This is a genomic window from Caulobacter sp. 1776, assembly GCF_040545685.1.
In the GTDB taxonomy this organism is placed as follows: domain Bacteria; phylum Pseudomonadota; class Alphaproteobacteria; order Caulobacterales; family Caulobacteraceae; genus Caulobacter.
Window position 1 is genome coordinate 844,431 of the sequence record NZ_JBEPMI010000001.1, and the last position, 21,632, is coordinate 866,062.

Annotated in this window: 20 protein-coding genes; 7 read left to right on the top strand and 13 right to left on the bottom strand. The window is 67.6% G+C overall.

Going from position 1 to position 21,632, the window contains the following annotated elements:
• Positions 1–11: 11 nt before the first annotated feature.
• From ABIC66_RS03885 to ABIC66_RS03900, 4 genes are all read right to left on the bottom strand, one after another.
• The gene (locus ABIC66_RS03885; protein ID WP_354068065.1) at positions 12–323 is read right to left on the bottom strand and encodes a hypothetical protein; all 312 of its coding nucleotides are present in this window, start codon (positions 321–323) and stop codon (positions 12–14) included.
• 233 nt (positions 324–556) lie between these two features.
• Complete coding sequence (gene dnaJ / locus ABIC66_RS03890) at positions 557–1,714, bottom strand: molecular chaperone DnaJ (RefSeq protein WP_354068066.1); 1,158 nt, start codon at positions 1,712–1,714, stop codon at positions 557–559.
• 160 nt (positions 1,715–1,874) lie between these two features.
• Positions 1,875–3,776, bottom strand: a complete 1,902-nt coding sequence (dnaK, locus tag ABIC66_RS03895) for a molecular chaperone DnaK (protein WP_354068067.1) — start codon at positions 3,774–3,776, stop codon at positions 1,875–1,877.
• A gap of 326 nt (positions 3,777–4,102) precedes the next feature.
• A complete protein-coding gene (locus tag ABIC66_RS03900) occupies positions 4,103–6,781 on the bottom strand; it encodes a M1 family metallopeptidase (RefSeq protein ID WP_354068068.1) in 2,679 nt (892 codons plus the stop codon).
• Between the two features lie 93 nt (positions 6,782–6,874).
• On the opposite strand from ABIC66_RS03900, the gene ABIC66_RS03905 reads away from it, so the two are divergent.
• Entirely contained in the window at positions 6,875–7,486 is a 612-nt protein-coding gene (locus ABIC66_RS03905) for an alpha-ketoglutarate-dependent dioxygenase AlkB (RefSeq protein WP_354068069.1), read from the top strand.
• Here the strand turns inward: ABIC66_RS03905 and ABIC66_RS03910 are convergent.
• The 7 genes from ABIC66_RS03910 to mutM form a co-directional block, all read right to left on the bottom strand.
• On the bottom strand, positions 7,458–8,324 hold the full coding sequence (locus ABIC66_RS03910) for a class I SAM-dependent methyltransferase (RefSeq protein WP_354068070.1): 867 nt from the start codon (positions 8,322–8,324) through the stop codon (positions 7,458–7,460). The two genes, ABIC66_RS03905 and ABIC66_RS03910, sit on opposite strands and share 29 nt — an antisense overlap.
• Before the next feature lie 156 nt (positions 8,325–8,480).
• Positions 8,481–9,956, bottom strand: coding sequence for a chromosomal replication initiator protein DnaA (gene dnaA, locus ABIC66_RS03915; RefSeq protein ID WP_354068071.1), 1,476 nt, complete (start codon positions 9,954–9,956; stop codon positions 8,481–8,483).
• Positions 9,957–10,359: 403 nt separating this feature from the next.
• A complete protein-coding gene (gene rpsT / locus ABIC66_RS03920; RefSeq protein ID WP_004617408.1) occupies positions 10,360–10,635 on the bottom strand; it encodes a 30S ribosomal protein S20 in 276 nt (91 codons plus the stop codon).
• 146 nt (positions 10,636–10,781) lie between these two features.
• The gene (locus ABIC66_RS03925) at positions 10,782–11,570 is read right to left on the bottom strand and encodes an enoyl-CoA hydratase (RefSeq protein ID WP_354068072.1); all 789 of its coding nucleotides are present in this window, start codon (positions 11,568–11,570) and stop codon (positions 10,782–10,784) included.
• Between the two features lie 292 nt (positions 11,571–11,862).
• Positions 11,863–12,045, bottom strand: a complete 183-nt coding sequence (locus tag ABIC66_RS03930) for a DUF3606 domain-containing protein (protein ID WP_010918311.1) — start codon at positions 12,043–12,045, stop codon at positions 11,863–11,865.
• Positions 12,045–12,200 carry a hypothetical protein gene (locus tag ABIC66_RS03935; RefSeq protein WP_502910302.1) on the bottom strand — a complete coding sequence of 52 codons (156 nt, stop codon included), beginning with the start codon at positions 12,198–12,200 and terminating at the stop codon, positions 12,045–12,047. Before ABIC66_RS03935 ends, ABIC66_RS03930 begins: the two co-directional genes overlap by 1 nt.
• A 50-nt stretch (positions 12,201–12,250) precedes the next feature.
• Positions 12,251–13,114, bottom strand: a complete 864-nt coding sequence (gene mutM, locus ABIC66_RS03940) for a bifunctional DNA-formamidopyrimidine glycosylase/DNA-(apurinic or apyrimidinic site) lyase (protein WP_354068074.1) — start codon at positions 13,112–13,114, stop codon at positions 12,251–12,253.
• 82 nt (positions 13,115–13,196) lie between these two features.
• Here mutM and ABIC66_RS03945 point away from each other — a divergent pair, with 82 nt between their 5' ends.
• Both ABIC66_RS03945 and ubiB read left to right on the top strand, forming a co-directional pair.
• Positions 13,197–13,955, top strand: a complete 759-nt coding sequence (locus ABIC66_RS03945) for a class I SAM-dependent methyltransferase (RefSeq protein ID WP_354068075.1) — start codon at positions 13,197–13,199, stop codon at positions 13,953–13,955.
• A gap of 4 nt (positions 13,956–13,959) precedes the next feature.
• Complete coding sequence (ubiB, locus tag ABIC66_RS03950) at positions 13,960–15,468, top strand: 2-polyprenylphenol 6-hydroxylase (RefSeq protein ID WP_354068076.1); 1,509 nt, start codon at positions 13,960–13,962, stop codon at positions 15,466–15,468.
• 121 nt (positions 15,469–15,589) lie between these two features.
• Here the strand turns inward: ubiB and ABIC66_RS03955 are convergent, their stop codons facing one another.
• A complete protein-coding gene (locus ABIC66_RS03955) occupies positions 15,590–16,159 on the bottom strand; it encodes a hypothetical protein (RefSeq protein WP_354068077.1) in 570 nt (189 codons plus the stop codon).
• 144 nt (positions 16,160–16,303) lie between these two features.
• Between ABIC66_RS03955 and coaBC the strand changes: the two genes are divergently transcribed.
• Both coaBC and dut read left to right on the top strand, forming a co-directional pair.
• Complete coding sequence (coaBC, locus tag ABIC66_RS03960; RefSeq protein WP_354068078.1) at positions 16,304–17,512, top strand: bifunctional phosphopantothenoylcysteine decarboxylase/phosphopantothenate--cysteine ligase CoaBC; 1,209 nt, start codon at positions 16,304–16,306, stop codon at positions 17,510–17,512.
• Between the two features lie 57 nt (positions 17,513–17,569).
• The gene (gene dut, locus ABIC66_RS03965; protein WP_354068079.1) at positions 17,570–18,040 is read left to right on the top strand and encodes a dUTP diphosphatase; all 471 of its coding nucleotides are present in this window, start codon (positions 17,570–17,572) and stop codon (positions 18,038–18,040) included.
• 10 nt (positions 18,041–18,050) lie between these two features.
• Here the strand turns inward: dut and ABIC66_RS03970 are convergent, their stop codons facing one another.
• Entirely contained in the window at positions 18,051–18,194 is a 144-nt protein-coding gene (locus ABIC66_RS03970; protein ID WP_354068080.1) for a hypothetical protein, read from the bottom strand.
• A 394-nt stretch (positions 18,195–18,588) separates the two neighbouring features.
• On the opposite strand from ABIC66_RS03970, the gene ABIC66_RS03975 reads away from it, so the two are divergent.
• On the top strand, positions 18,589–20,382 hold the full coding sequence (locus ABIC66_RS03975) for a methyl-accepting chemotaxis protein (RefSeq protein WP_354068081.1): 1,794 nt from the start codon (positions 18,589–18,591) through the stop codon (positions 20,380–20,382).
• A 133-nt stretch (positions 20,383–20,515) separates the two neighbouring features.
• Entirely contained in the window at positions 20,516–21,631 is a 1,116-nt protein-coding gene (locus tag ABIC66_RS03980) for an HlyD family secretion protein (protein ID WP_354068082.1), read from the top strand.
• The last annotated feature ends 1 nt before the right edge of the window (position 21,632 follow it).

Consider the following 21,632-nt stretch of genomic DNA (forward strand, 5'->3'; position numbering starts at 1 on the left):
CGCGGGTCGCGTTAAGGGGTTCGAGCGCGGTTATCCACATAGGGAGCAATTTGCATTTTCTGCAAAATGCTTCGAGCGTAACGGCTAAGAACGATATCATCGATCTCACGCTCCGCCCCGCTACCGAGTTGAACCATTTTCCCGACGCCGGCAAAATGGTCTTCACATCGATGGCCGGCCTCAACGCACGCATCCTTGGCCTTAGCAATGACGGCAAGAAAGTTGTCCCACTTGGCGTAGCCAAGCAGAATCCGCAGATCACGACCGAACCAATATTCGTTACCGTTATCGTCGAGCTGAGCGGCGGCTTCAAACGCCGCCATTAGCCCTTCGATGGTCTCCTCCGACCGCCTAGAGGGATAGGCTCCGGAGGAGCGTGAGGGCGATCCTGAGAAAGTTTCTGAAGCGCCTCGCTAAACGCTAAGTCGGCGACCTTACGGGCGTGCTCGGGCTCATCAGACATCAGGAAGGCCCCTCAGCGGGCAGGCGCTTGGCTCAAGGGCCAGATCGGAACAATTATAGAACGATTCCGAAATTCCGCTAGAGCTTCAGCGCGCTAAGTCCCCGTGACCTCTTCCCAGAAGCGCTTGGCCTTGCCGACGAAGTTGGCCGACTTGGGGTTCTGCTTTTCGCCGCACAGACCGGCCAGTTCGCGCATCAATTCCTTCTGGCGCGCGGACAGGTGGGTCGGGGTCTCGACGAACAGCTCGACCACCAGGTCGCCGCGCTGGCGGCTGCGCAGGGACGGCATGCCCTTGCCCTTGAGGCGGACGGTCTTGCCGGTCTGGGCGCCCTCGGGCACCGAGACGGAAATCTTGCAGTTGCCGTCGCAGTTCTCGCCGCCCAGCAGGCAGGGCGCCTCGATCTCGCCGCCCAGGGCCGCCGTGGTCATCGGCACCGGCACGGTGCAAAGCAGGTCGAGGCCGTCGCGCTCGAACAGCTCGTGCGGGGTCACCGACAGGAAGATGTAGAGGTCGCCGCGCGGACCGCCGCGCGCGCCCGCGTCGCCTTCGCCCGCCAGGCGGATGCGGGCGCCGTCATCGACGCCGGCCGGGATGCGGACCGACAGGATGCGCTCGCGGCGCACCTGGCCATGGCCGCCGCAGTTCTGGCAGGGATCCAGGACCAGACGGCCCGAGCCGCCGCAGCGCGGGCAGCCGCGCTCGACCGCGAAGAAGCCTTGGGTGGCGCGGACCCGGCCGGCGCCGCCGCAGGTGCCGCAGACGGTGGGATTGGTGCCGGGCTTGGCGCCCGAGCCCTCGCAGACCTCGCAGGTCATGGCGGCGGGCACCTTGATCTCGACCTCGGCGCCGGCATAGGCCTGCTCGAGGCTGATCTCCAGGTCGTAGCGCAGGTCCTGGCCGCGTTGGGGACCGTTCGACTGGCGACGACCGCCGCCGAACATCTCGCCGAACACATCGCCAAAGACGTCGTTGAAGATGTCGCTGGCGTCGAAGCCCTGACCGCCGCCGAAGCCGCCGGCGCCGCCGCCGCCGTTGACACCGGCATGGCCGAAGCGGTCGTAGGCCGCGCGCTTCTGCGGATCGGAGAGGACCGAATAGGCCTCGTTGATTTCCTTGAACCGACCGGTCGCGTTCTCGCAGCCGCCGTTGCGGTCGGGGTGGTGTTCCATCGCCAGTTTGCGGAACGCGGACTTCAGACCAGCGTCATCGATGGTCCGGGTCACGCCGAGAATTTCGTAATAGTCGCGCATTGTCAGCGTCTGGCGCCCAAAAGGCCCACGAAAGTGGCGTTGATAGGGGAAGAGGTGGGATAGCACGCGGCCCGGCGCAAGGCGTCCTCGGGCGGCGAGACAAGGTGTCGCGGCCGCGGAACAGACCTATCGAGCATGTTCCGCGGCGCGCGCATGGCGATTAGTTCGCCGGCTTGTTGTCGTCGACTTCTTCGAACTCGGCGTCCACCACGCCGTCGTCCGCGGACTCGGCGCCGTCAGCGCCTTCGCCCGAACCTTGCTGGGCGGCGTACATGGCCTCACCCAGCTTCATCGAGGCCTGGATCAGGGCCTGGGTCTTGGCCTGGATGGCCTCGACGTCCTCACCTTCCAGCGCCGACTTCAGCTCGGTGACGCCAGTCTCGATCGCGGTCTTTTCAGGCGCGCCGACCTTGTCGCCGTGCTCGGCCAGAGCCTTCTCGGTCGAGTGCAGGATCGCCTCGCCCTGGTTCTTGGCCTCGACCAGCTGTTTCTTCTTCTCGTCCGAGGCCTTGTTGGCCTCGGCTTCCTTGACCATGCGCTCGATGTCGCTGTCCGAGAGGCCGCCGTTAGCCTGGATGCGGATCGAGTGCTCCTTGTTGGTCGCCTTGTCCTTGGCGTGGACCTGGACGATGCCGTTGGCGTCGATATCGAAGGTGACCTCGATCTGCGGCACGCCGCGCGGCGCCGGCGGGATGCCGACCAGGTCGAACTGGCCGAGCATCTTGTTGTCCTGCGCCATCGGGCGTTCGCCCTGGAACACGCGGATCGTCACGGCCGACTGGTTGTCATCGGCGGTCGAGAAGGTCTGCGAGCGCTTGGTCGGGATGGTGGTGTTGCGTTCGATCAGCGGGGTGAACACACCGCCCAGGGTCTCGATGCCCAGGGTCAGCGGGGTCACGTCCAGCAGCAGCACGTCCTTGACGTCGCCTTGCAGCACGCCGGCCTGGACGGCCGCGCCCAGCGCCACGACTTCGTCGGGATTCACGCCCTTGTGCGGCTCGCGGCCGAAGAAGTCCTGCACCGCCTGCTGGACCTTGGGCATGCGGCTCATGCCGCCGACCAGGATCACTTCGTCGATGTCGCTCTTCTTCAGGCCGGCGTCCTTGAGGGCCTGTTCGCACGGACCGATGGTGCGGGCGATCAGATCGTCGACCAGGGCTTCCAGCTTGGCGCGGGACAGCTTGATGTTCAGGTGCAGCGGACCCGAGGCGTTCATGCTGATGAACGGCAGGTTCACTTCGTACTGAGCGGTGCTCGACAGTTCCTTCTTGGCCTTTTCGGCCTCTTCCCGAAGGCGCTGCAGGGCCAGCTTGTCCTTGCGCAGGTCGACGCCCTGCTCCTTCTTGAACTCGTCGGCCAGGTAGTCGACGATCCGCAGGTCGAAGTCCTCGCCGCCCAGGAAGGTGTCGCCGTTGGTCGACTTCACCTCGAAGACGCCGTCGCCGATTTCCAGGATCGACACGTCGAAGGTGCCGCCGCCCAGGTCGTAGACGGCGATCTTCTTGCCGTCGTTCTTGTCCAGGCCATAGGCGAGCGCGGCGGCCGTCGGTTCGTTGATGATGCGCAGGACTTCCAGGCCGGCGATCTTGCCGGCGTCCTTGGTGGCCTGACGCTGAGCGTCGTTGAAATAGGCCGGGACCGTGATGACCGCCTTGGTCACCGGCTCACCCAGGTGAGCTTCGGCGGCTTCCTTCATCTTCTGCAGGATGAAGGCCGAGACTTCCTGCGGGCTGTAGTCCTTGCCGTGCGCCCGAACCCAGGCGTCGCCGGTCGGACCCTTGACGATCTCGTAGGGCACCATGCCCTTGTCCTTCTCGACCACCGGATCGCTGGCGGTGCGGCCGATCAGGCGCTTGATCGCGAACAGCGTGTTGGTCGGGTTGGTCACCGCCTGGCGCTTCGCCGGCTGACCGATCAGGCGCTCGCCGTCTTCCTGGAAAGCGACGACCGACGGCGTGGTCCGAGCGCCCTCGGCGTTCTCGATCACCTTCGGGTTCTTGCCGTCCATGATGGCGACGCACGAGTTCGTGGTGCCGAGGTCGATGCCGATAATCTTGCTCATTCTAGTACCTGTTCGCTCCTTTTAGGCGGACGGCGGTGACGAGGGCCTTCTCGGAAGCGCCCCGGTTTTTCTCGTTCCGTCCCCGGTGGGTTCGCACGCTCTACTGTTGGTTTCCACACTCTGTCCGTCGACAAAAGTCGAGCGGGCAAAATGCGTTGTTCGAAGTTGACGAGCCCGTCAACCCCGCTTCGCAGCCGGATATGGGGGATGGAGGTCGGGGCGCAAGCCCATAACCCCTCGCGACAAGGGGGAATCTGGCGCCACGGCCCAGAAAAAAGGCCGCACCCTCGCGAGCGCGGCCCTAAAAATATCGTGTTATCCGAGTTTTAGCCGGCTCTCGAGACCCAGGCGGTGATGGCCGGCAGGCGCTGCTGGCGGATCTTGGCGCGGTTCATCACCGAGGCGGCGGCCTTGTCGGCCTCCTTGCGCGAGCCCTCGGCCAGGTTGGCCGCGGCGTAGGCCTTGATCTTGTCGGCCATCGCCGGATTGGACGAACCCGCCCCCAGGCCTGGGATGAACCGGGTGCGCGAGCTGGAGTCGACCTTGTCGTTGACCGCGTCCTTGTGAGCCACGGCCCAGTCGAAGGTCATGTCCGGATGGTTTTGCGCCACGCGCGAGATCATCGTGCTGGACAGGGTCTCGCCCGGCTCCGGCGTCAGGGCCAGGTCCAGGGCCTTCTGGGCCAGGGTCTCGTCCTCGGCGGCCGCCAGCAGCGTGTAGAGCTGGTTGCGGATCAGCGGCGTCTTCTCGGCCTGGGCCTGGGCGTGAATGGCGTCCCAGGTGGCGGCGTCGGCGTGCTTGGCCACCACGCCCAGGATCGTCTTGCGCAGCGGACCCGGGATCGCCGAAGGATCGGTCTTGTCGGCGGCGAAGCGGCGCGTGGCCTCGGCGACCACCTCGGCGTCGCCCAGGCCACCCAGCGTGCCGATCAGATCCGCGCGCAGGATGGCGACATTGTCCGGCTCGCCAGCCTTGGCGGTCCAGCCCACCTTGGCCAGCATCGGCTTCAGCTGGGCGATGGCCAGCTTGCGGAACGCGGCCCGTTCGGCGGCCATGCCTTCGTAGTAGCCGTCGATGGTCCCGAACGTAGCAGCGATCTTGGACAATACCTGCGGATCGGTGTCGGCCGGCGTGGCCTTGGCCAGGTCCAGGAAGTCGGTGGGCGGCTGGTAGCCGGCCAGTCCCATCGACCAGACGTCGGACATCACGCCCAGCTGGTCGATCGCCGGCAGCTTGGCGAAGTTCTGGACGATCCCGGAGAAACGCTGCGGACCGTACAGGACGCGGAAGTATCCGCTCTGCCCGGCATTGACCACGACCGGGCCGCAGCCGTCGACCGTGACCGAACCCTTGCCGCCGGTGACCAGGGTCTTGGCCTCGCTCCCCCCAAGGGCCTTGACCGTGACGGGCACGCGCCAGGTCAGCGGCTTCTTGTCCGGCAGGTCCTTGCTGAACTCGCCCTGGGTCAGGGTCAGGGTGGTCTTGCCGGCGGCGCACGTCGCGTTGTCGACCGTGATCAGCGGCACGCCAGGCTGCAGGGTGAAGTCGTGGGCGATCGCGGTGATCGGCTTCTTGGCGGCGGTCTCGACCGCCTTCCACAGGTCGTCGCTGACCGTGTTGCCGTGATTGTGCGCCTTCATGTAGGCGCGCACGCCGTCGCGCCAGGCGTCGTGGCCGACATAGCTTTCCAGCATGCGGATCACGGCCTCGCCCTTCTGATAGGTGATGCCGTCGAAGGCCTGGCTGGCCTGCTCGACCGTCTCGACATGCTGCACCACGGGGTGGGTGGTCTGCAGGGCGTCCAGGCCCATGGCGTATTCGCGCCCGCCGACGGCGGTCAGGGCCGCGTTCCACTCGGGGTGGAAGTGCTCGGTCGCCCTGCCCTCCATCCACGAGGCGAAGCCCTCGTTCAGCCACAGGTCGTCCCACCAGGCCATCGTGACCAGGTCGCCGAACCACTGGTGGGCCATCTCGTGGGCCACGGTGGTGAACACGTTCTGCTTGTCGGTCTCGGTCGAGATCTTCGGGTCCAGCAGCAGGGCGTATTCGAAGTAGAAGATCGCCCCCCAGTTCTCCATGGCGCTGAAGAACTGGCTGCGGCCCGGAGCGGCGATGTTGTCCAGCACCGGCAGCGGATAGGGCGTGCCGAAATAGTCGTTGTACCAGGGCAGGATGTCGGCGGCCGACTTCAAGGCGAACGCGGCCTTCGGCGTGTCGCCCTTCTTGGTGACCACGCCGACGTCGGCGCCGGCCGCCTTGACCGAGGCGCGGTCGAACTCGCCCAGGCCGAAGAACAGCAGATAGGTCGACATCTTCGGCGAGGTGGCGAACTTGACCAGGGTCTTGCCGCCGCCGAGATCCTTGGACGAGGCGATCGGCATGTTGCCCAAGGCCATCTGGCCGGTCGGGATCGTCGCCTCGACGCTGTAGGTGGCCTTGTAGAACGGCTCGTCCCACGACGGGATGAAACGGCGGGCGTCGCTGTTCTCGAACTGGGTGTAGATCGCGCGCTTCTTGCCGGTCTCGGTCTCGTAGTCGAGCGCGAACAGGCCGGCGGCCTGCTTGTAGATCTTGCCGGCGTAGTCGATCGACAGCACGTACTTGCCCTTGGGCAAAGGCTTGTCGAACGTAAAGGCGGCGGTCTGGGCTTCTTCGTCGGTCTTGATCTTAGCCGCGCCGATGCCCGCGATCTCGGCCTTGGCGAAGGTCAGGTCGGCGGCTTGCAGGGTCACGGTGTTGGTCGGCTCGATCACCTCGATGGCGATCTTGACCTTGGCGCTGAAGGTCAGCTTGTCGGCGTCGGGCGTGAAGGCCAGATCATAGTGCGAGGGCCGGACATTGCGCGGCAACTGAGTGGTCACGGTCGTGAACATCGCGCCCTTGGACCCCATCTGGGCGGTGGGCGCCGGCTTCGGCTTGACCTTGGCGGCCGGCGCGGCGGCGAGCGAACCGCCGGCGGCGAACAAAATCACGGCTGCGGCCGCGGAGGACATAAGACGACGCATGTTCGGTCCTAATATGGAAAATTCGTCCGGCCCCCTCGACCGGAGGCGCAAACCAACACCTTCCATCCCTATGGCGCGTCTTAAATTTCAGTAATGTTTCAAGCTCTCACCGTCGCCCCCGGGTTCGACCTCTGGCCTGGCTTGCTGGACGCCCAGGCCCAGAAGGACCTGGTCTCGTCCGTCCTGGCGGCGGCCGAGGCCGCGCCCTTCGCCCACTATGGCACGGCCTATGGCAAGGCGATGAGCGTGGCCATGACCGCGTTCGGCCCGCTGGGCTGGACCAGCGATCCGTCCGGCTATCGCTACGTCGATCGCCATCCAGGCACCGACCAGCCGTGGCCGGCCATGCCTCCGGTCCTGCTCGACCTGTGGGCCCAACTGGGCGATCCGGAGACACCGCCGGACTCGTGTCTGATCAACCTCTATCGCGGCGACGCCCGTATGGGCCTGCACCAGGACCGCGACGAAGCCGACCCGGCCTTCCCGGTGCTGTCGATCTCGCTGGGCGACACGGCGGTGTTCCGGATCGGCGGGACCTCGCGCAAGGATCCGACGCGGAGCCTGAAGTTGAGCTCGGGCGACGTCTGCCGTCTGTCCGGACCGGCGCGGTTGGCCTTCCACGGCGTGGATCGGATCCTGCCGGGCTCGTCGAGCCTGGTGCCCGGCGGGGGCCGGATCAATCTGACGTTGCGACGAGCGCGGTAGAGGCGAACAGCACGTGGCCACCGCCGCGCGGCAAAGGCGCCCCCGCGGCTTCGTCGCCAAACAGCCGCGTCAGGATCGCGGGCAGGTCGAGATCGACGACCCGATCGAACCCGAGCCTCCGAAGCAGCCCCTCCAGCTCAGCGGGGACAAAAAAGCTGAGGAACGGTTCGCCGGCGGCGGCGGCGTTCGCCGCGCGTCGCTCATATTGCGGCCGCAAACTGGGATCGACGGCGTCCCGCGGTTCGCCGTAGTCGAAAACAACTTCGGCCCCGCCGGGATGGCCTGCGACATAGGCCAGAGTCGAGGTGATCGCCTGCAGCGTCAGATACGGCGCGACACCCAGCCACATGAAGTAGGTGCGCACATCCGGATCCAGGCCCGCCCGGGCGAGTTGCTCCGACAGATTCTCGCGCTCGAAATCGACAGGCACGTAGGTCAGGCTCTTCGGCACGCCGATGCCCGCCTCGCGCAACCGCCGATGCTTCCAGGCCTGGGTCGCCGGGTGATCGACTTCAAAGACGCTCAAACGGTCGCCGAACGGGTTTCGATAACTGAAGGTGTCCAGCCCCGCGCCCAGCACCACGACCTGTTTTACGCCCCGCGCCTCCACGGCGCGCGCCAGTTCGTCCTCGGCGAGTTTCGAGCGCGCGACCACGAAGAACAGGATGCCGCGCCGGGCTTGATGGCTCTCGGCGTTGGCCAGGACGTGGTCGGCGGCGTCGCCGAGTATGGGAACGGCGAGTGGGTCGCTGAAAATGCGCCCGGCCTCGAACACCTGATGCGCCGCGCGATAGGTGGCGGCCGCCAGGGCCGTTCGACTAGGTTCCCGCTCGATCATGGGACAAATCTAGCCGCCGAGCTCCGGATCGCGCTATCCCAAAAACCTGAGGTCCGCTCAGGACCCGTCCTCGGCTCCAAAGAAAAAGGCCGCCCCTTCCGGAGCGGCCCTTCTCAAGTCTGCCTCACGGTAACCGGTGTCCCGGCCCCGCCCGGTTCAGCCGCGCAGCTTGCGCGTGATGACTTCCAGGTCGTGGTTCAGGGCGCTGTCCTCGGCGCGCAGGGCCTCGATGCGGCGCACGGCGTGCAAGACGGTGGTGTGGTCGCGGCCCCCGAAGCGGCGGCCGATGTCCGGCAGCGAGCGGGTGGTCAGCTGCTTGGCTAGCCACATGGCCGCCTGGCGCGGACGAGCCACGGCGCGGTTACGGCGCTCGCTGAGCAGGTCGGCCTGCTTCATGCCGTAGTGCTCGGACGTGGCCTTCTGGATGTCGTCGATGGTGATGCGCTTCTCGCCCGAGCGCAGGTGCGGGCGCAGGATGGCCTGGACCTCGTCGAGAGCCATGCGCGACAGGCCTTCGCCGGCGCGGGCCGACAGGGTGTTCAGCGCGCCTTCCAGCTCGCGGACGCTGTCGGTGAAGCGGTCAGCCAGGAACTGCAGCACGTCCGGACGCATGGTCGGCTCGAAGCCGTGCGCGGCCGACAGGGTCTGGATCTTGCGCTCCAGGATGCCGAGACGCAGCGAGCGGTCCGCCGGCTCCAGGCCGCAGACCAGGCCCGCCGACAGGTGCGAGCGCAGGTGGGCGTCCATCTCGGTCATGGCCGACGGCGGACGATCCGACGAGAACACGACGCGGCGACCTTCCTCGACCAGGGCGGTGAGCGTGTGGAACAGCTCTTCCTGGGTCGACTGCTTGCCGGCGATGAAGTGGACGTCGTCGATGATCAGGAGGTCGGCCGCGCGCAGCTCTTCCTTGAAGGCCGCCGTCTGGCGATCCATCAGGGCGCGCACGAAGGTCGACAGGAAGCGCTCGGCGGTCAGATAGACCACGCGCTTTTCCGGCGCGTTGCGCATGGCTTCCCAGGCCAGGGCGTTCAGCAGATGGGTCTTGCCGAAGCCGTAGGGGCCGTGGAACAGCACGGGATTGAAGTGGCCATCGGCCCAATTGGCGATCCGGCGCGCCACGGCGTGGGCGAATTCGTTGGCCGGACCCGGAACGAAGGTCTCGAAGGTGAAGCGTTCCTGCAGGCCCTGGGTGCGCGGCGACTTGGCGCTCGGGGCCGGCACGTCGCTGGACACGGGCAGGACGATCTCGATCGGCTCCGCGGCCGCGGCCTTGGGGGCGGCTTCGACATAGGCGCCGCCGTTGCTGACCAGAGCGGCCTCGAACTCCAGGCGCGACTTCAGGTCGATGCGACGACCGGTCGGGTCGTTGGCCGACCACAGCTCGCCGATACGGCGCCAGGCGCTGCGGCGGATCCAGTCGCGGGCGATGCCCGTCGGCGTGACCAAGACGACGTCACCGGTCGCGGCCTCACGCAGCATCGCCGGTGCGATCCATGACCCGAAGGCCGCATCGCCCAACTCGCGTTTCAAAGCCACGGTCACTTTCGACCATACGCCCGCCGCCGGCTCGCAAGCCGCCACGATCGTCGCCGAGAAGTCCTGGCTGGCCACCCCGCCCTTCATCGTCATTCGTCCACCGCCTCGCACAAAAACAACCGTCGCAACCCATCAGCCGCCGCCCCCCATATGGCGTACGACCGTTTTTCTCAGCACACACAGGTTCTTACCCGGCGAACGCAATCGGTCCGCCGCCGCCTTGTTTTGTTCAAGACTGGAGAAGCGCTGAGACGCTTAAACTAGCCAGCGGCCCCGGCCGGTCAAACGGAAAACTTGCGTCCGATCGCGGATATTTCTGTTGACTCGCGAGACCCCCTCGCCTGGCAAGGGAATAGTGAAGCCAACCCCTCAGATCACAGATTGCAACGTGAGGAACAGAGCGTTGGATTCAAAGCAAAAGCCGGTCAGGCACACCTGACCGGCTTTTGTAAATACTTGATTTCGTTGGACGAACAGCGTTCGTCCAGATTCTGGACTAGGCCGCGGCCTTATCCAGCTTCTTCAGACGAGCGGCCAGACGCGAGACCTTGCGCGAGCCGGTGTTCGGGTGGACGACGCCCTTCGAAACCGCGCGCATCAGCTCCGATTGAGCCTCGACGAAAGCGGCCTTGGCGACGGCGACGTCACCCTTGGCGATCGCGTCTTCGAACTTGCGCAGGAAGGTGCGCACGCGCGAGCGACGGGCGGTGTTCACTTCGGTGCGGCGAGCGATCTTGCGGATCGCTTTCTTGGCGCCGGGATTATTGGCCATGGGTCGGACCTTCAAACGGACAGCCGCGCGGGCAGCCGCGAAGCAGAGGAAATCGAGCGCGCGGATATACGGGAAGCGCCGGCCGGGGTCAACGGTCCACAGGCGGAATCCTCGAAGCCTGTTCGACGCAATCGATTAGCGGCCGATCACGTCCCCTTGAACGCCGGCTTCCGCTTCTCGACGAAGGCCGACATGCCTTCCTTCTGGTCTTCGAACGCGAACAGCGAGTGGAACAGGCGGCGCTCCAGGGCGACGCCGGTCGTCAGGGTCGTCTCGTAGGCGGCCTCGACCAGTTCCTTGTTCATGGCCACGGCCAGGGGCGACTGGCTGGCGATCTGGGCGGCGATGGCCAAGGTCTCGTCGATCAGGGCGTCGGCCGGAAAGATCCGCGACACCAGGCCCGCGCGCTCGGCCTCGACGGCGTCCATCCGCCGGCCGGTCAGGATCATGTCCATGGCCTTGGACTTGCCGACCAAACGGGTCAGGCGCTGGGTGCCGCCGATGCCTGGAGCCACCCCGAGCGTGATCTCGGGCTGGCCGAACTTGGCGGTGTCGGCGGCCAGGATGAAGTCGCACATCATCGCCAGCTCGCAACCGCCGCCGAGGGCGAAGCCGGCGACGGCGGCGATGATCGGCTTGCGACACTGCTCGACCGCGCGCGCGCCGGCGGTGAAGAAGTCGGCCTTGAACATCTGCGCATAGGTCTTGTCCGACATCTCCTTGATGTCGGCGCCGGCGGCGAAGGCCTTGGCCGAGCCGGTCAGCACGATGCAGCCCACATTGTCGTCGGCTTCCGCCGCCGACAGCGCTTGTGCGAGCTCACCCAGCAGCTGGGTGTTCAGCGCGTTCAGGGCCTCGGGCCGGTTCAGGCGGATCAGGGTCACGCCCGGCGCGCTCTCCGGCGCCTCGACGATCAGGGTCTGGTAGTCGGCCATCGGGGTCTCCTGCTGCAGCGTCGCCTTTATAGAGAGACGCGCGGCGTTGGGGAGCCCTCCGGCTGTCGGGCTAGGCGGATCGACATTCAGCGGGGCTCAAAGGTGTCCTAAACCTGCTTTCCTGGGCCTTGTGCCCAGGACCCATGCCGGCGGCGGATACAGACTTTCCCGGGACTCCGCGGCGGAAAGGCCGTGAGCTCAGCCCAACTCAGCTGAGCCTGAACGCTGGATCCTGGGCACAAGGCCCAGGAAGGCCGGGAAATTTGGGCCCGTCGCTGAATGTCGATCCGCCCTATCGCTTCTTGCCGAGCTCGGCGGCGATGTCCTTGGTCATCCGGCCGACCTTGCGATGGGCGGCGGTGATCTGGTCGCGGGTCACGCCCCAGCGCTTCATCCAATACTCGACCGCCTGACGCTCGGTCAGGTCCAGCCGATCCTTGTCGATGAAGCCGCGCTTGTCCTTGAGGCCGGCCATCAGCGTTGTCCCCACGGCCGGGAGTCGCCCGTGACGGCGCGGTTGGACTGCTGGCGCTGGAACCGGCCGCCTCGGGGGGCTTGCGGCCGGGCGTCGAGCGCGGCCTGCTTCAGGCGCAGCGCGCGCTGGATCGGGGTCTCGTCGTCAGAGCCCATGACGGGGCCAGGCGTGATGTCGTTCGGGTCGCTCATGCGGAGAGCCTAACTCAGACCTGACAGACGGGACAGAAGAAGGTCGAGCGGCCGGCCTGGACCTCGCGGGCGATCACGCCCTTGCAGCCCGGCGTCGGGCACGGGTCGCCCTCGCGGTCATAGACCCGGAAGCGGTGCTGGAAATAGCCGAGCGCCCCGTCGGCGGCGGCGAAGTCTTTCAGCGTCGAGCCGCCGACCTCGACCGCCTCGGCCAGCACCGCCTTGATCGCCGCGGCCAGCGGACCGAGGCGCTTCCTGGCGATCCCGCCCGACGGCTTGAACGGCGAGATATGGGCCCGGTGCAGGGCCTCGCACACATAGATATTGCCCAGGCCCGCCACGGTGCGCTGGTCCAGCAGCAGGGTCTTGGGTCCCTGCTTGCGATTGGCGAAGGCCTTCTCGAGCGTCCCCGCGTCGAAGCCGTCGCCCAGCGGCTCGGGGCCCATGGTCGCGAACCAGGGATGGCGGTCCACCCGGTCGGTGGCGATCAGGTCCATGAAGCCGAACCGGCGCGGGTCGTGATAGGTGATGGTCGCGCCCGCCTCGGTCTCGAACACGACATGGGCGTGCTTGTCGTCGGGCGTGATCTCGCGAGCGAAGTCGCCGGGGCGTACGGTTCCCTCCGGCGCCGCGATCTCGAAGCGGCCGGTCATGCCCAGGTGCATCACCAAGGTGTCGCCGCGGTCCAGCGGGGCCAGGATATATTTGGCCCGACGATCGAGGCGCAGGATCTTCGCGCCGGTCAGCCGCTGGACGAAACCCTCGGGCAGCGGGAAGCGCAGGTCGGGGCGGTTGGCGCGGACGCGCGACAGACGGGCGCCGGACAGCGCGGGCTCCAGGCCCCGGCGGACGGTCTCGACTTCGGGCAATTCGGGCAAGGGCGGTCCTTCGGCGGATGACGCGACGCATGGCGCGAGCTAAGAGCGGTCTGTCATATAGAGAGCGCGGCCCAAAGACGTCATGAGCAACACCTCCGCCAGCTTCGGTTTCACGGATGTCGACGCCTCGTTGAAGGCGGGCCTGGTGCGCGGGGTCTTCGATCGCGTCGCCAAGAACTACGACATCATGAACGACCTGATGAGCGGGGGCGTGCATCGCCTGTGGAAGGACGCGGTCGCCGCGCGCCTGAACCCGCAGCCGGGCGAGGTGATCATCGACTGCGCCGGCGGGACCGGCGACATGGCCCGCCGCTTCGCCAAGATGGCTCGGAGCGCTCAGCACCGGCGCGGCGGTCCCGACGCGACCATCAACATCATCGACTACAATGCCGAGATGATCGCCGCCGGCATCGAACGCGGCGGCGAGCCCGAGATCACCTGGACCGTCGGCGACGCCCAGCGCCTGCCGCTGCCGGACGGCTACGCCAACGCCTATGTGATTTCGTTCGGCATCCGCAATGTCACCGACATCGACGCGGCCCTGCGCGAGGCGCGCCGGGTGCTGAAGCCGGGCGGCCGCTTCCTGTGCCTGGAGTTCTCCCGGCCGGTGACCGAGGCGCTCGCGAAGGCCTATGACGCCTACAGCTTCAAGGTCATCCCGCAGGTCGGCGAGTGGGTCGCCAAGGATCGCGAGGCCTATCAATACCTGGTCGAGAGCATCCGTCGCTTCCCCGACCAGCGAACGTTCGCCGGCATGATGGAGAACGCCGGCTTCAAGCGGGTCAGCTTCACCAACTTCACGGGCGGCGTCGCGGCCCTGCACCAGGGTTGGGCGCTCTAGGCTCGTGACCAAGCTTTCCGCCTTCTGGCGCCTGACCGGCGCGGGCTGGGCCCTGGTCCGGGCCGACGCCCTGGTCCCGCGCGAGGTCGAGCCGCTGCTGCCGCCGTCGGCGCGATGGGCGGGGCGGCTGCTGCGGCTGTTCGCCGGTCCGGCAGCCAGGCGCGGCCGGCCGGGCGAGCGCCTGGCCCGGGTGCTGGAGCACGAGGGCCCCGCCGCCATCAAGATGGGTCAGTTCCTGTCGACGCGGGCCGACATCTTCGGGACCGCCTTCGCCGAGGACCTGTCGCACCTGAAGGATCGGCTGGCCCCGTTCCCGCTGGCCGAGGCCAAGGCCGAGATCGTCCGCAACCTCGGCAAGCCGCTGGACGCGATCTATGCCGAGATCGGCGAGCCGGTCGCCGCCGCCTCCCTGGCCCAGGCGCATCCGGCCGTGCTGCTGGACGGGCGCAAGGCGGCGGTGAAGGTGCTTCGCCCCGGGATCGAGCGTCGCGTGGCCCAGGACAGCGCCGTGCTGCGCCTGGCCGCGCGCCTGGCCGAGAAGCTGGCTCCCGCCGCCCGTCGCCTGCGGCCGACCGAGTTCGTCGAGGTGGTGATCCGGGCCCTGGACCTGGAAATGGACCTGCGCTTCGAGGCCGCCGGCTGCGCCGAGCTGGGCGAGGCCATGGCCACCGATCCCTATATGCGCGCGCCGCTGGTTTGCTGGGAGGGTGTGGGCAAGCGGGTTCTGACCCTGACCTGGGCCGAGGGGACGCCGCTTTCCGATCCCGCCGCGCTGGACTTGCCGGGCCTCGACCGCAAGGCCCTGGCCGAGAACGTCACCCGCGGCTTCCTCGCCCAGGCCCTGGACCACGGCCTATTTCACGCCGACCTGCACGAGGGCAACCTGTTCGTCGCCGCCCCGTCGGCCGTGGTGGCGGTCGACTACGGCATCCTCGGCCGCCTGGGTCCCGGCGAGCGCCGCTATCTGGCCGAGATCCTGTATGGCTTCCTGAACCGCGACTACGCCCGAGTGGCCAAGGTCCATTTCGACGCCGGTTACGTGCCCGCCCACCAGGACATGGACGCCTTCGCCCAGGCCCTGCGCGCCGTCGGCGAGCCGGTGTTCGGCCGCAACGCCCGCGAGGTCTCGATGGGCCGGCTGCTGGCCCAGCTGTTCGAGATCACCGCCCTGTTCGACATGGCCCTACGGCCGGAGCTGGTCCTGCTGCAGAAGACCATGGTCACGGTCGAGGGCGTGGCCCGTCGCATCGATCCCACCCACGACCTCTGGGCCGCCGCCGACCCGGTGGTGCGCCGTTGGATCGGCCGCGAGCTATCGCCCGCCGCCAAGGCCAAGGACTTCGCTGACGAAGCCCTGCGCGCCATCCGCGCCCTGGCCCGCCTGGCCGAAGCCCCGCCGGCGTCGACCGTCGTGACGGTCGAACGCGAACAGGCCTGGCCGCTGCTGTGGTTCCTGGTCGGCGCGGCGACGGCGGGCGCGGCCTTCGTGACAGGCCTGCTGCTGGCGCGCTAGAGCCTGTCGAGTTCAGATGGTATCATCCGAACTCGATAAACAGGCTCTAGAGTCAAAGGTTTAGAGCGCCTTTTAAGGGCGAAACCGCTCACACTTTCGTCCAACGCGCTCTCTAGCCTTCCTACCCGCTCTCGGCCTGGTCCCGCTTCTTGCTGGCGGTGGCCCGGCGCGCCTCGCGGGCCTTCTGTTCGTCCCAATAGGCCGCGCCCTCGTCCGGCTTGAACATCGTGCGCGGCGCGCCCTCGCGCGAGACGACCGCGAAGACATTGTCCTTCGGATCATAGATCAGCAGGTCGCCGTTGGCGCGCTTCAGGGTTTCCGCGCCCTTGGGCGGATCGCTGACGAAGGCGTGGACCTTGGCCACGTAGTCGTCGGCCGACTTGGCGCCGAACGTCTGGCCGTTGCGCTCGAACGAACGCTGGGCATTCTCCTCGGCCGAGCGGGTGCGGTTGGCGGCCCAATAGGGCTTGCCCGAGACCAGCTTGACCGGTTCGTCGCGCGGATCGCTCCGTCGCGGGTCCCGACCGTCCGCGTCCCTGCCGCTCGTGTCCGTCGCCGGCGTGCTCTCGGCGCTGGCCCGCTCACCGGCCTTGGGCGCCTTCACCGCCGAAGCGCCGCTGTCGCAGGCCGAGAGGCCGGCCAACAGTAGGATCGTCATCGCGGTGGTGGAGAGATGTCGCGCAATCTTCATGATCGTATTCTCCCCATTGCTCTACTTTGACGTTTATTGAACGAAAGCGGAACAGGAGTCGAGTCCCTATCTTTCGGGCTGGCGCTTTGGCCCGCGCATGGGCATGTGCTGGGGCGAACGACACGCCAGGACGCGGAGCGCAACGTGGGCGACAAGCGGGTTCTTCTGATCGTCGGCGGCGGCGTGGCGGCCTACAAGGCGCTGCTCCTGACCCGCCTACTGCGCAAGGCCGGCATTGGCGTGCGGCCGATCCTGACCAAGGCCGGGGCCGAGTTCGTCACGCCACTGTCCCTGGCCGCCCTGGCCGAGGACAAGGTCTATCAGGATCTGTTCTCCCTGACCGACGAGCACGAGATGGGCCATATCGAGCTGTCGCGCTCGGCCGACCTGGTGGTCGTGGCGCCGGCGACGGCCGACCTGATCGCCAAGGCCGCCAACGGCCTGGCCGGAGACCTGGCCTCCACCACCCTGCTGGCCACCGACAAGCCGGTGCTGATGGCCCCGGCCATGAACGTGCGCATGTGGCTGCACCCCGCCACTCAACGCAACATCGCGACCTTGAAGGCTGACGGCGTCAGCTTCGTCGGGCCCGACGAAGGCGTCATGGCGTGCGGCGAGTTCGGACCTGGACGCCTGGCCGAACCGGAGGAGATTTTCGCGGCCATCATCGCGCGCCTTGAAGATCGGCCGGCCCGGCCCCAGGATCGCCCATTGGTCGGCAAGCGCGCCCTGGTGACCGCCGGCCCGACCTTCGAGCCGATCGATCCAGTGCGCGGGATCACCAACCGCTCCAGCGGCAAGCAGGGCTTCGCGATCGCCGAGGCCCTGGCCAAACTCGGCGCCGAAGTGACCCTGGTCGCCGGCCCCGTCGCCTTGCCGACCCCCGTCGGGGTCGAGCGCGTCGATGTCGAGACCGCCCGCCAGATGCTGGCCGCCAGCCAGGCCGCCCTGCCGGCCGACGTCGGGGTCTTCGTGGCCGCCGTCGCCGACTGGCGGGTCGACGAGACCTTCGGGACCAAGCTGAAGAAGGAAAAGGGCGGCCCGCCGGCCCTGACCTTCGTCGAGAACCCCGACATCCTGGCCACGGTTTCGGCCACCGGACCGCGGAGGCCCAAACTGGTGATCGGCTTCGCGGCCGAGACCGACCACGTCGAGGATCACGCCCGCGCCAAGCTGGCCCGCAAGGGCTGTGACTGGATCATCGCCAACGACGTCACCGAGCCTGGCGTGATGGGCGGCGGCGAGAACGCCGTGCTGCTGATCACCAAGGACGGGACCGAGCGCTGGGATCGCGCGGCCAAGGACGAGGTCGCGGCCCAGATCGCGCACCGCATCGCTCAAGCGCTGGCCTGATCCGCCGCAAATCAGCTACAGCCGGGCGACGCCTTTCCAAGACCAGGAACCGCCCGCATGTCCGCCATCCCCGCCGGCCTCGCCATCCGCTTCAAGCGCTGGGAAGGCAATGCCGACCTGCCGGTTCCCACCTACGCCACCGCTGGGGCGGCGGGTTTCGACCTGCGGGCCCACGTGCCGGAGGACGCGCCGATCGTTCTGAAGCCCGGCTCGCGCTGCATGGCCCCGACCGGTTTCTCGGTGGCGGTCCCGGACGGCTGGGAGATGCAGGTGCGCCCGCGCTCGGGCCTGGCCTTCAAGAACGGCGTCACCGTCGTCAACGCGCCCGGCACCGTCGACAGCGACTATCGCGGCCAGGTCTGCGTGTTGCTGATCAATCTGGGCGAAGAGGACTTCACGATCCGCCGGGGCGACCGCATCGCCCAGGGCGTCATCGCGGCGGCCCCGCAATGGCCGCTGGTCGAGGTCGAGGATCTGGACGCCACCGATCGCGGCGCCGGCGGATTCGGCTCTACGGGCTCGAAGTAGACCAGAAGATCTAGAACGTCGGGGCCGCGTGGACGGCCTTGAGGCCGATCATCAGATAGCCGCCGAAGCCGGCCGCGAAAGCGGCCGCCGCCATCCACAGCACCGGGCGGATCATGTCCAACGGCGACTGACCGGTCGGGGGATGGGACTTCATCGAGGCGGCTCCTGCGACCAGGGCGGGCCCGGCGGGACACTCGCGCCGGAGGAGATACGCGCGTCCGCGGCGAAGGTTGCGTCGGAAGCGACTTTTACTGTGCCGTGATTCCGGCGCGAGCGGAAATCGCGCGCGGCCGTCGCCGGCGACCTATGCGCTCGGAAGCAGAGCGGCAACTATCCGAACACGGACTATATCCCAGGAGGCTTCACTGTAAGTATAGTTTAATGCGTCAAAACGCCGCGAAGAGCTCAGATTCCTGAGATTTACTGGAACTCGAGCCTGTTTTCACCTCGAAGACTTCATCGAACACTGCTCTTCTTCGCGGCCCTACGACTTTGTTAACCTTGCACGCGCAGTTGTTGGGTCGACTAAGGGATCCAGGGCGCTGCTCATGTCTAATCTGAAGGTTTCGCAAAAGCTGCTGGCGGCATTCGCGGTGCTGGTCATCGGCGTCGTCGTCGCCGGCTTGCTGGTCGTCGGCAGCATGGCCTCGATCCAGAAGATCACCGTCCTGAACGAGCGCAGCTACGCCTATGTCGACGCGATCAGCGACACGACCGGGGCTCTGGTCGAGGAACAGAACGCGGTGCGCGGCTACGTCGCCAGCCTCGATCCCTCGTTCCTGAAGAAGCGCCAAAAGTACGCCAGTGAATATCAGGCCGCCTACAAGCGTCTCACCGACGGCGTCGAGGACGCTGACGAGAAGGCCCGCGCCGAGGCCTTGTCCGCCGCGGTCGACGTGTTCCACGCCGAGGCCGACAAGCAGATCGCCGACGCCAACGACCCGACGACGCTGGAGCGAGCCCGCAAGGAAATCGCCACGACCGGCCGCCTGACCAACACCCGCAAGGTGCTGGAGGCCATGACCAAGATCGAGGCCCAGCAATTGGCTCAGCGACGCGTCGAGCAGGCCAAGGCCTTCCACGCCGGGATCATCACCTTGGCCGCCGGCGGCGCCTTGGCCGTCGGCACGGCGGTCCTGATGGGCTGGCTGTTGTCGAACGCCATAGCCGCCCCGGTCACCGCCATGACCGCGGCCATGCGCCGTCTGGCTGGCGGCGACAATACGGTCGACGTGCCGGCCGTGGGCCGCAAGGACGAGATCGGCGGCATGGCCAGCGCCGTGCTCACCTTCAAACAGGCCGCGATCGAAAAGCTCCGCCTGGAAGGCGTGGCCGCCGACCAGCGCGCCGAGGCCGAACGCGCTCGCGAAAGTGGCGAGGCGGAACGCGCGGCCAACGCCCGCGAACAGGCCGCTGTCGTCGCGCAGGTCGGCGAGGGCCTGGAGGCCTTGGCCGGCGGCGACCTGACCTTCCGTTTGAACGAGGCCTTTCCGCCCGCCTATCGCAAGCTGCAGGGCGACTTCAACGCCGCCATGGACCAACTGGCCCAGACCATGGGCGTGATCAACGGCGCGGTCAGCGGCATCCAGGCCGGCTCGGGCGAGATCAGCCAGGCGGCCAACAGCCTGTCCAAGCGCACCGAACAGCAGGCCGCCGGCCTTGAAGAAACCGCCGCCGCCCTCGACGAGATCACCGCCACGGTTCGCAAGACCGCCGACGGCGCCGGCGACGCCCGCCGCACGGTCGAGACCGCCCGCAAGGCGGCCGAAAAGGGCGGCCAGGTCGTCGATCGCGCCGTCGCGGCCATGGGCCAGATCGAATCCAGCTCGCGCGAGATCGGCGCCATCATCGGGGTGATCGACGAGATCGCCTTCCAGACCAACCTGCTGGCCCTGAACGCGGGGGTCGAGGCCGCCCGCGCGGGCGAGGCTGGCCGCGGTTTCGCGGTCGTGGCCCAGGAAGTCCGGGCCCTGGCCCAGCGCTCGGCCGACGCCGCCAAGGAAATCAAGACCCTGATCAACGCCTCGACCGCCCAGGTCGACGAAGGGGTCGGCCTGGTCGGCGAAACCGGCGAAGCGCTGCGGCGGATCATCGCCAGCGTCCAGGAGATCAACCAGATCGTGGTCGAGATCGCCGCCTCGGCCACCGAACAGGCGACGGGCCTGCAGCAGGTCAATATCGCCGTGAACCAGATGGACCAGGCCACCCAGCAGAACGCGGCCATGGTCGAGGAAAGCACGGCCGCCAGCCACGCCCTGTCCAACGAGGCGCGGGGCCTGGGTCGTCTGGTGCAGCGCTTCCGGCTGGCCGAAGGGGCGCAGAAAACCCGTCGCGCCGCCTGAGGCCTTCACCAAACCTTCGCCAAAAACTTGCTCGGTGACCGTTGAATTTTGGACGCCTGCGTCCATTTATCCCTTGAAGCGCGCGCCGGAGGGGACTATCCGGCGCGCTTGAGGCCTTTCAAGGGTGTGGGTCATGGCGTCGCCGGAAAACTCCGCGGGTAGCAAGAAGCTGGTTCCGATGATCGTGGGCGGGGTCGTGCTGGCCGGCGTCCTGGTCGGCGGGACCCTTTGGTTCCTTGATAAGCAGCGCTACGAGGCCACCGACAACGCCTTCGTCCAGGCCGACACCGTGCAGGTCAGCCCGCAGGTCTCTGGCTACGTCGCCGAGGTGCTGGTGGCTGACAACCAGCGCGTCGCGGCCGGGCAGGTGGTGGCCAGGATCGATCCCTCGACCTTCCAGGCCCGTCTCGACCAGGCGATCGCCAACGCCAACGCCGCCGATGCGGCTATCCGCGCCATCGATGACAAGTCGAGCCTGGAACAGGCGATGATCGCCCAGAAGGCCGCCGGCGTGACCAGCGCCCAGGCGGACGCCGGCCGCGCCAAGGCCGACCTCGATCGCTACAGTTCCCTGGCGGGCCAGGGCTGGGTTTCGCAGCAGAAGGTCCAGACCGAGCGCGCCGCGGCCACCCAGACGGCCGCCGGGGTCGCCAGCGCCCAGGCCGCCCTCGAGGCCGAGCGCCGTTCGGCCCAGTCGCTGGGCTCGGCCAAGGCCCAGACCATCGCCCAGGCCGCCGCCGCCCACGCCGCCGTCGAGCAGGCCAGGCTGGACCTGGAACGCACCGTGATCCGCGCGCCCGTCGGCGGCGTGGTCGGAGCCCGCTCGGTCCGTCCGGGCCAGCTGGTCCAGCCGGGCATCGCGCTGATGTCGGTCGTACCGCTGGGCCAGGCCTACATCGTCGCCAACTTCAAGGAGACCCAGGTCTCGCGCATCCGCGTGGGCCAGCCGGTCGAGATCAAGGCCGACGCGTTCGGCAAGCAGAAGATCATCGGCAAGGTCGACAGCTTCGCGCCCGCCACCGGCCAGGAGTTCGCCCTGATCCCGGTCGAGAATGCCGTCGGCAACTTCACCAAGATCACCCAGCGCTTGCCCGTGAAGATCGTCGTCGACCGCAGCCAGCTGGGCGCGGCCCTGCGCCCTGGCCTGTCGGTCGAGATCAAGGTCGACGTCCGTGACCGCTCGGGCCCCTCGTTCGTCGAGGCCGGCCAGATCACGCCGCAGGTCGCCCGCCAGGGCGTGGATCGCTAAA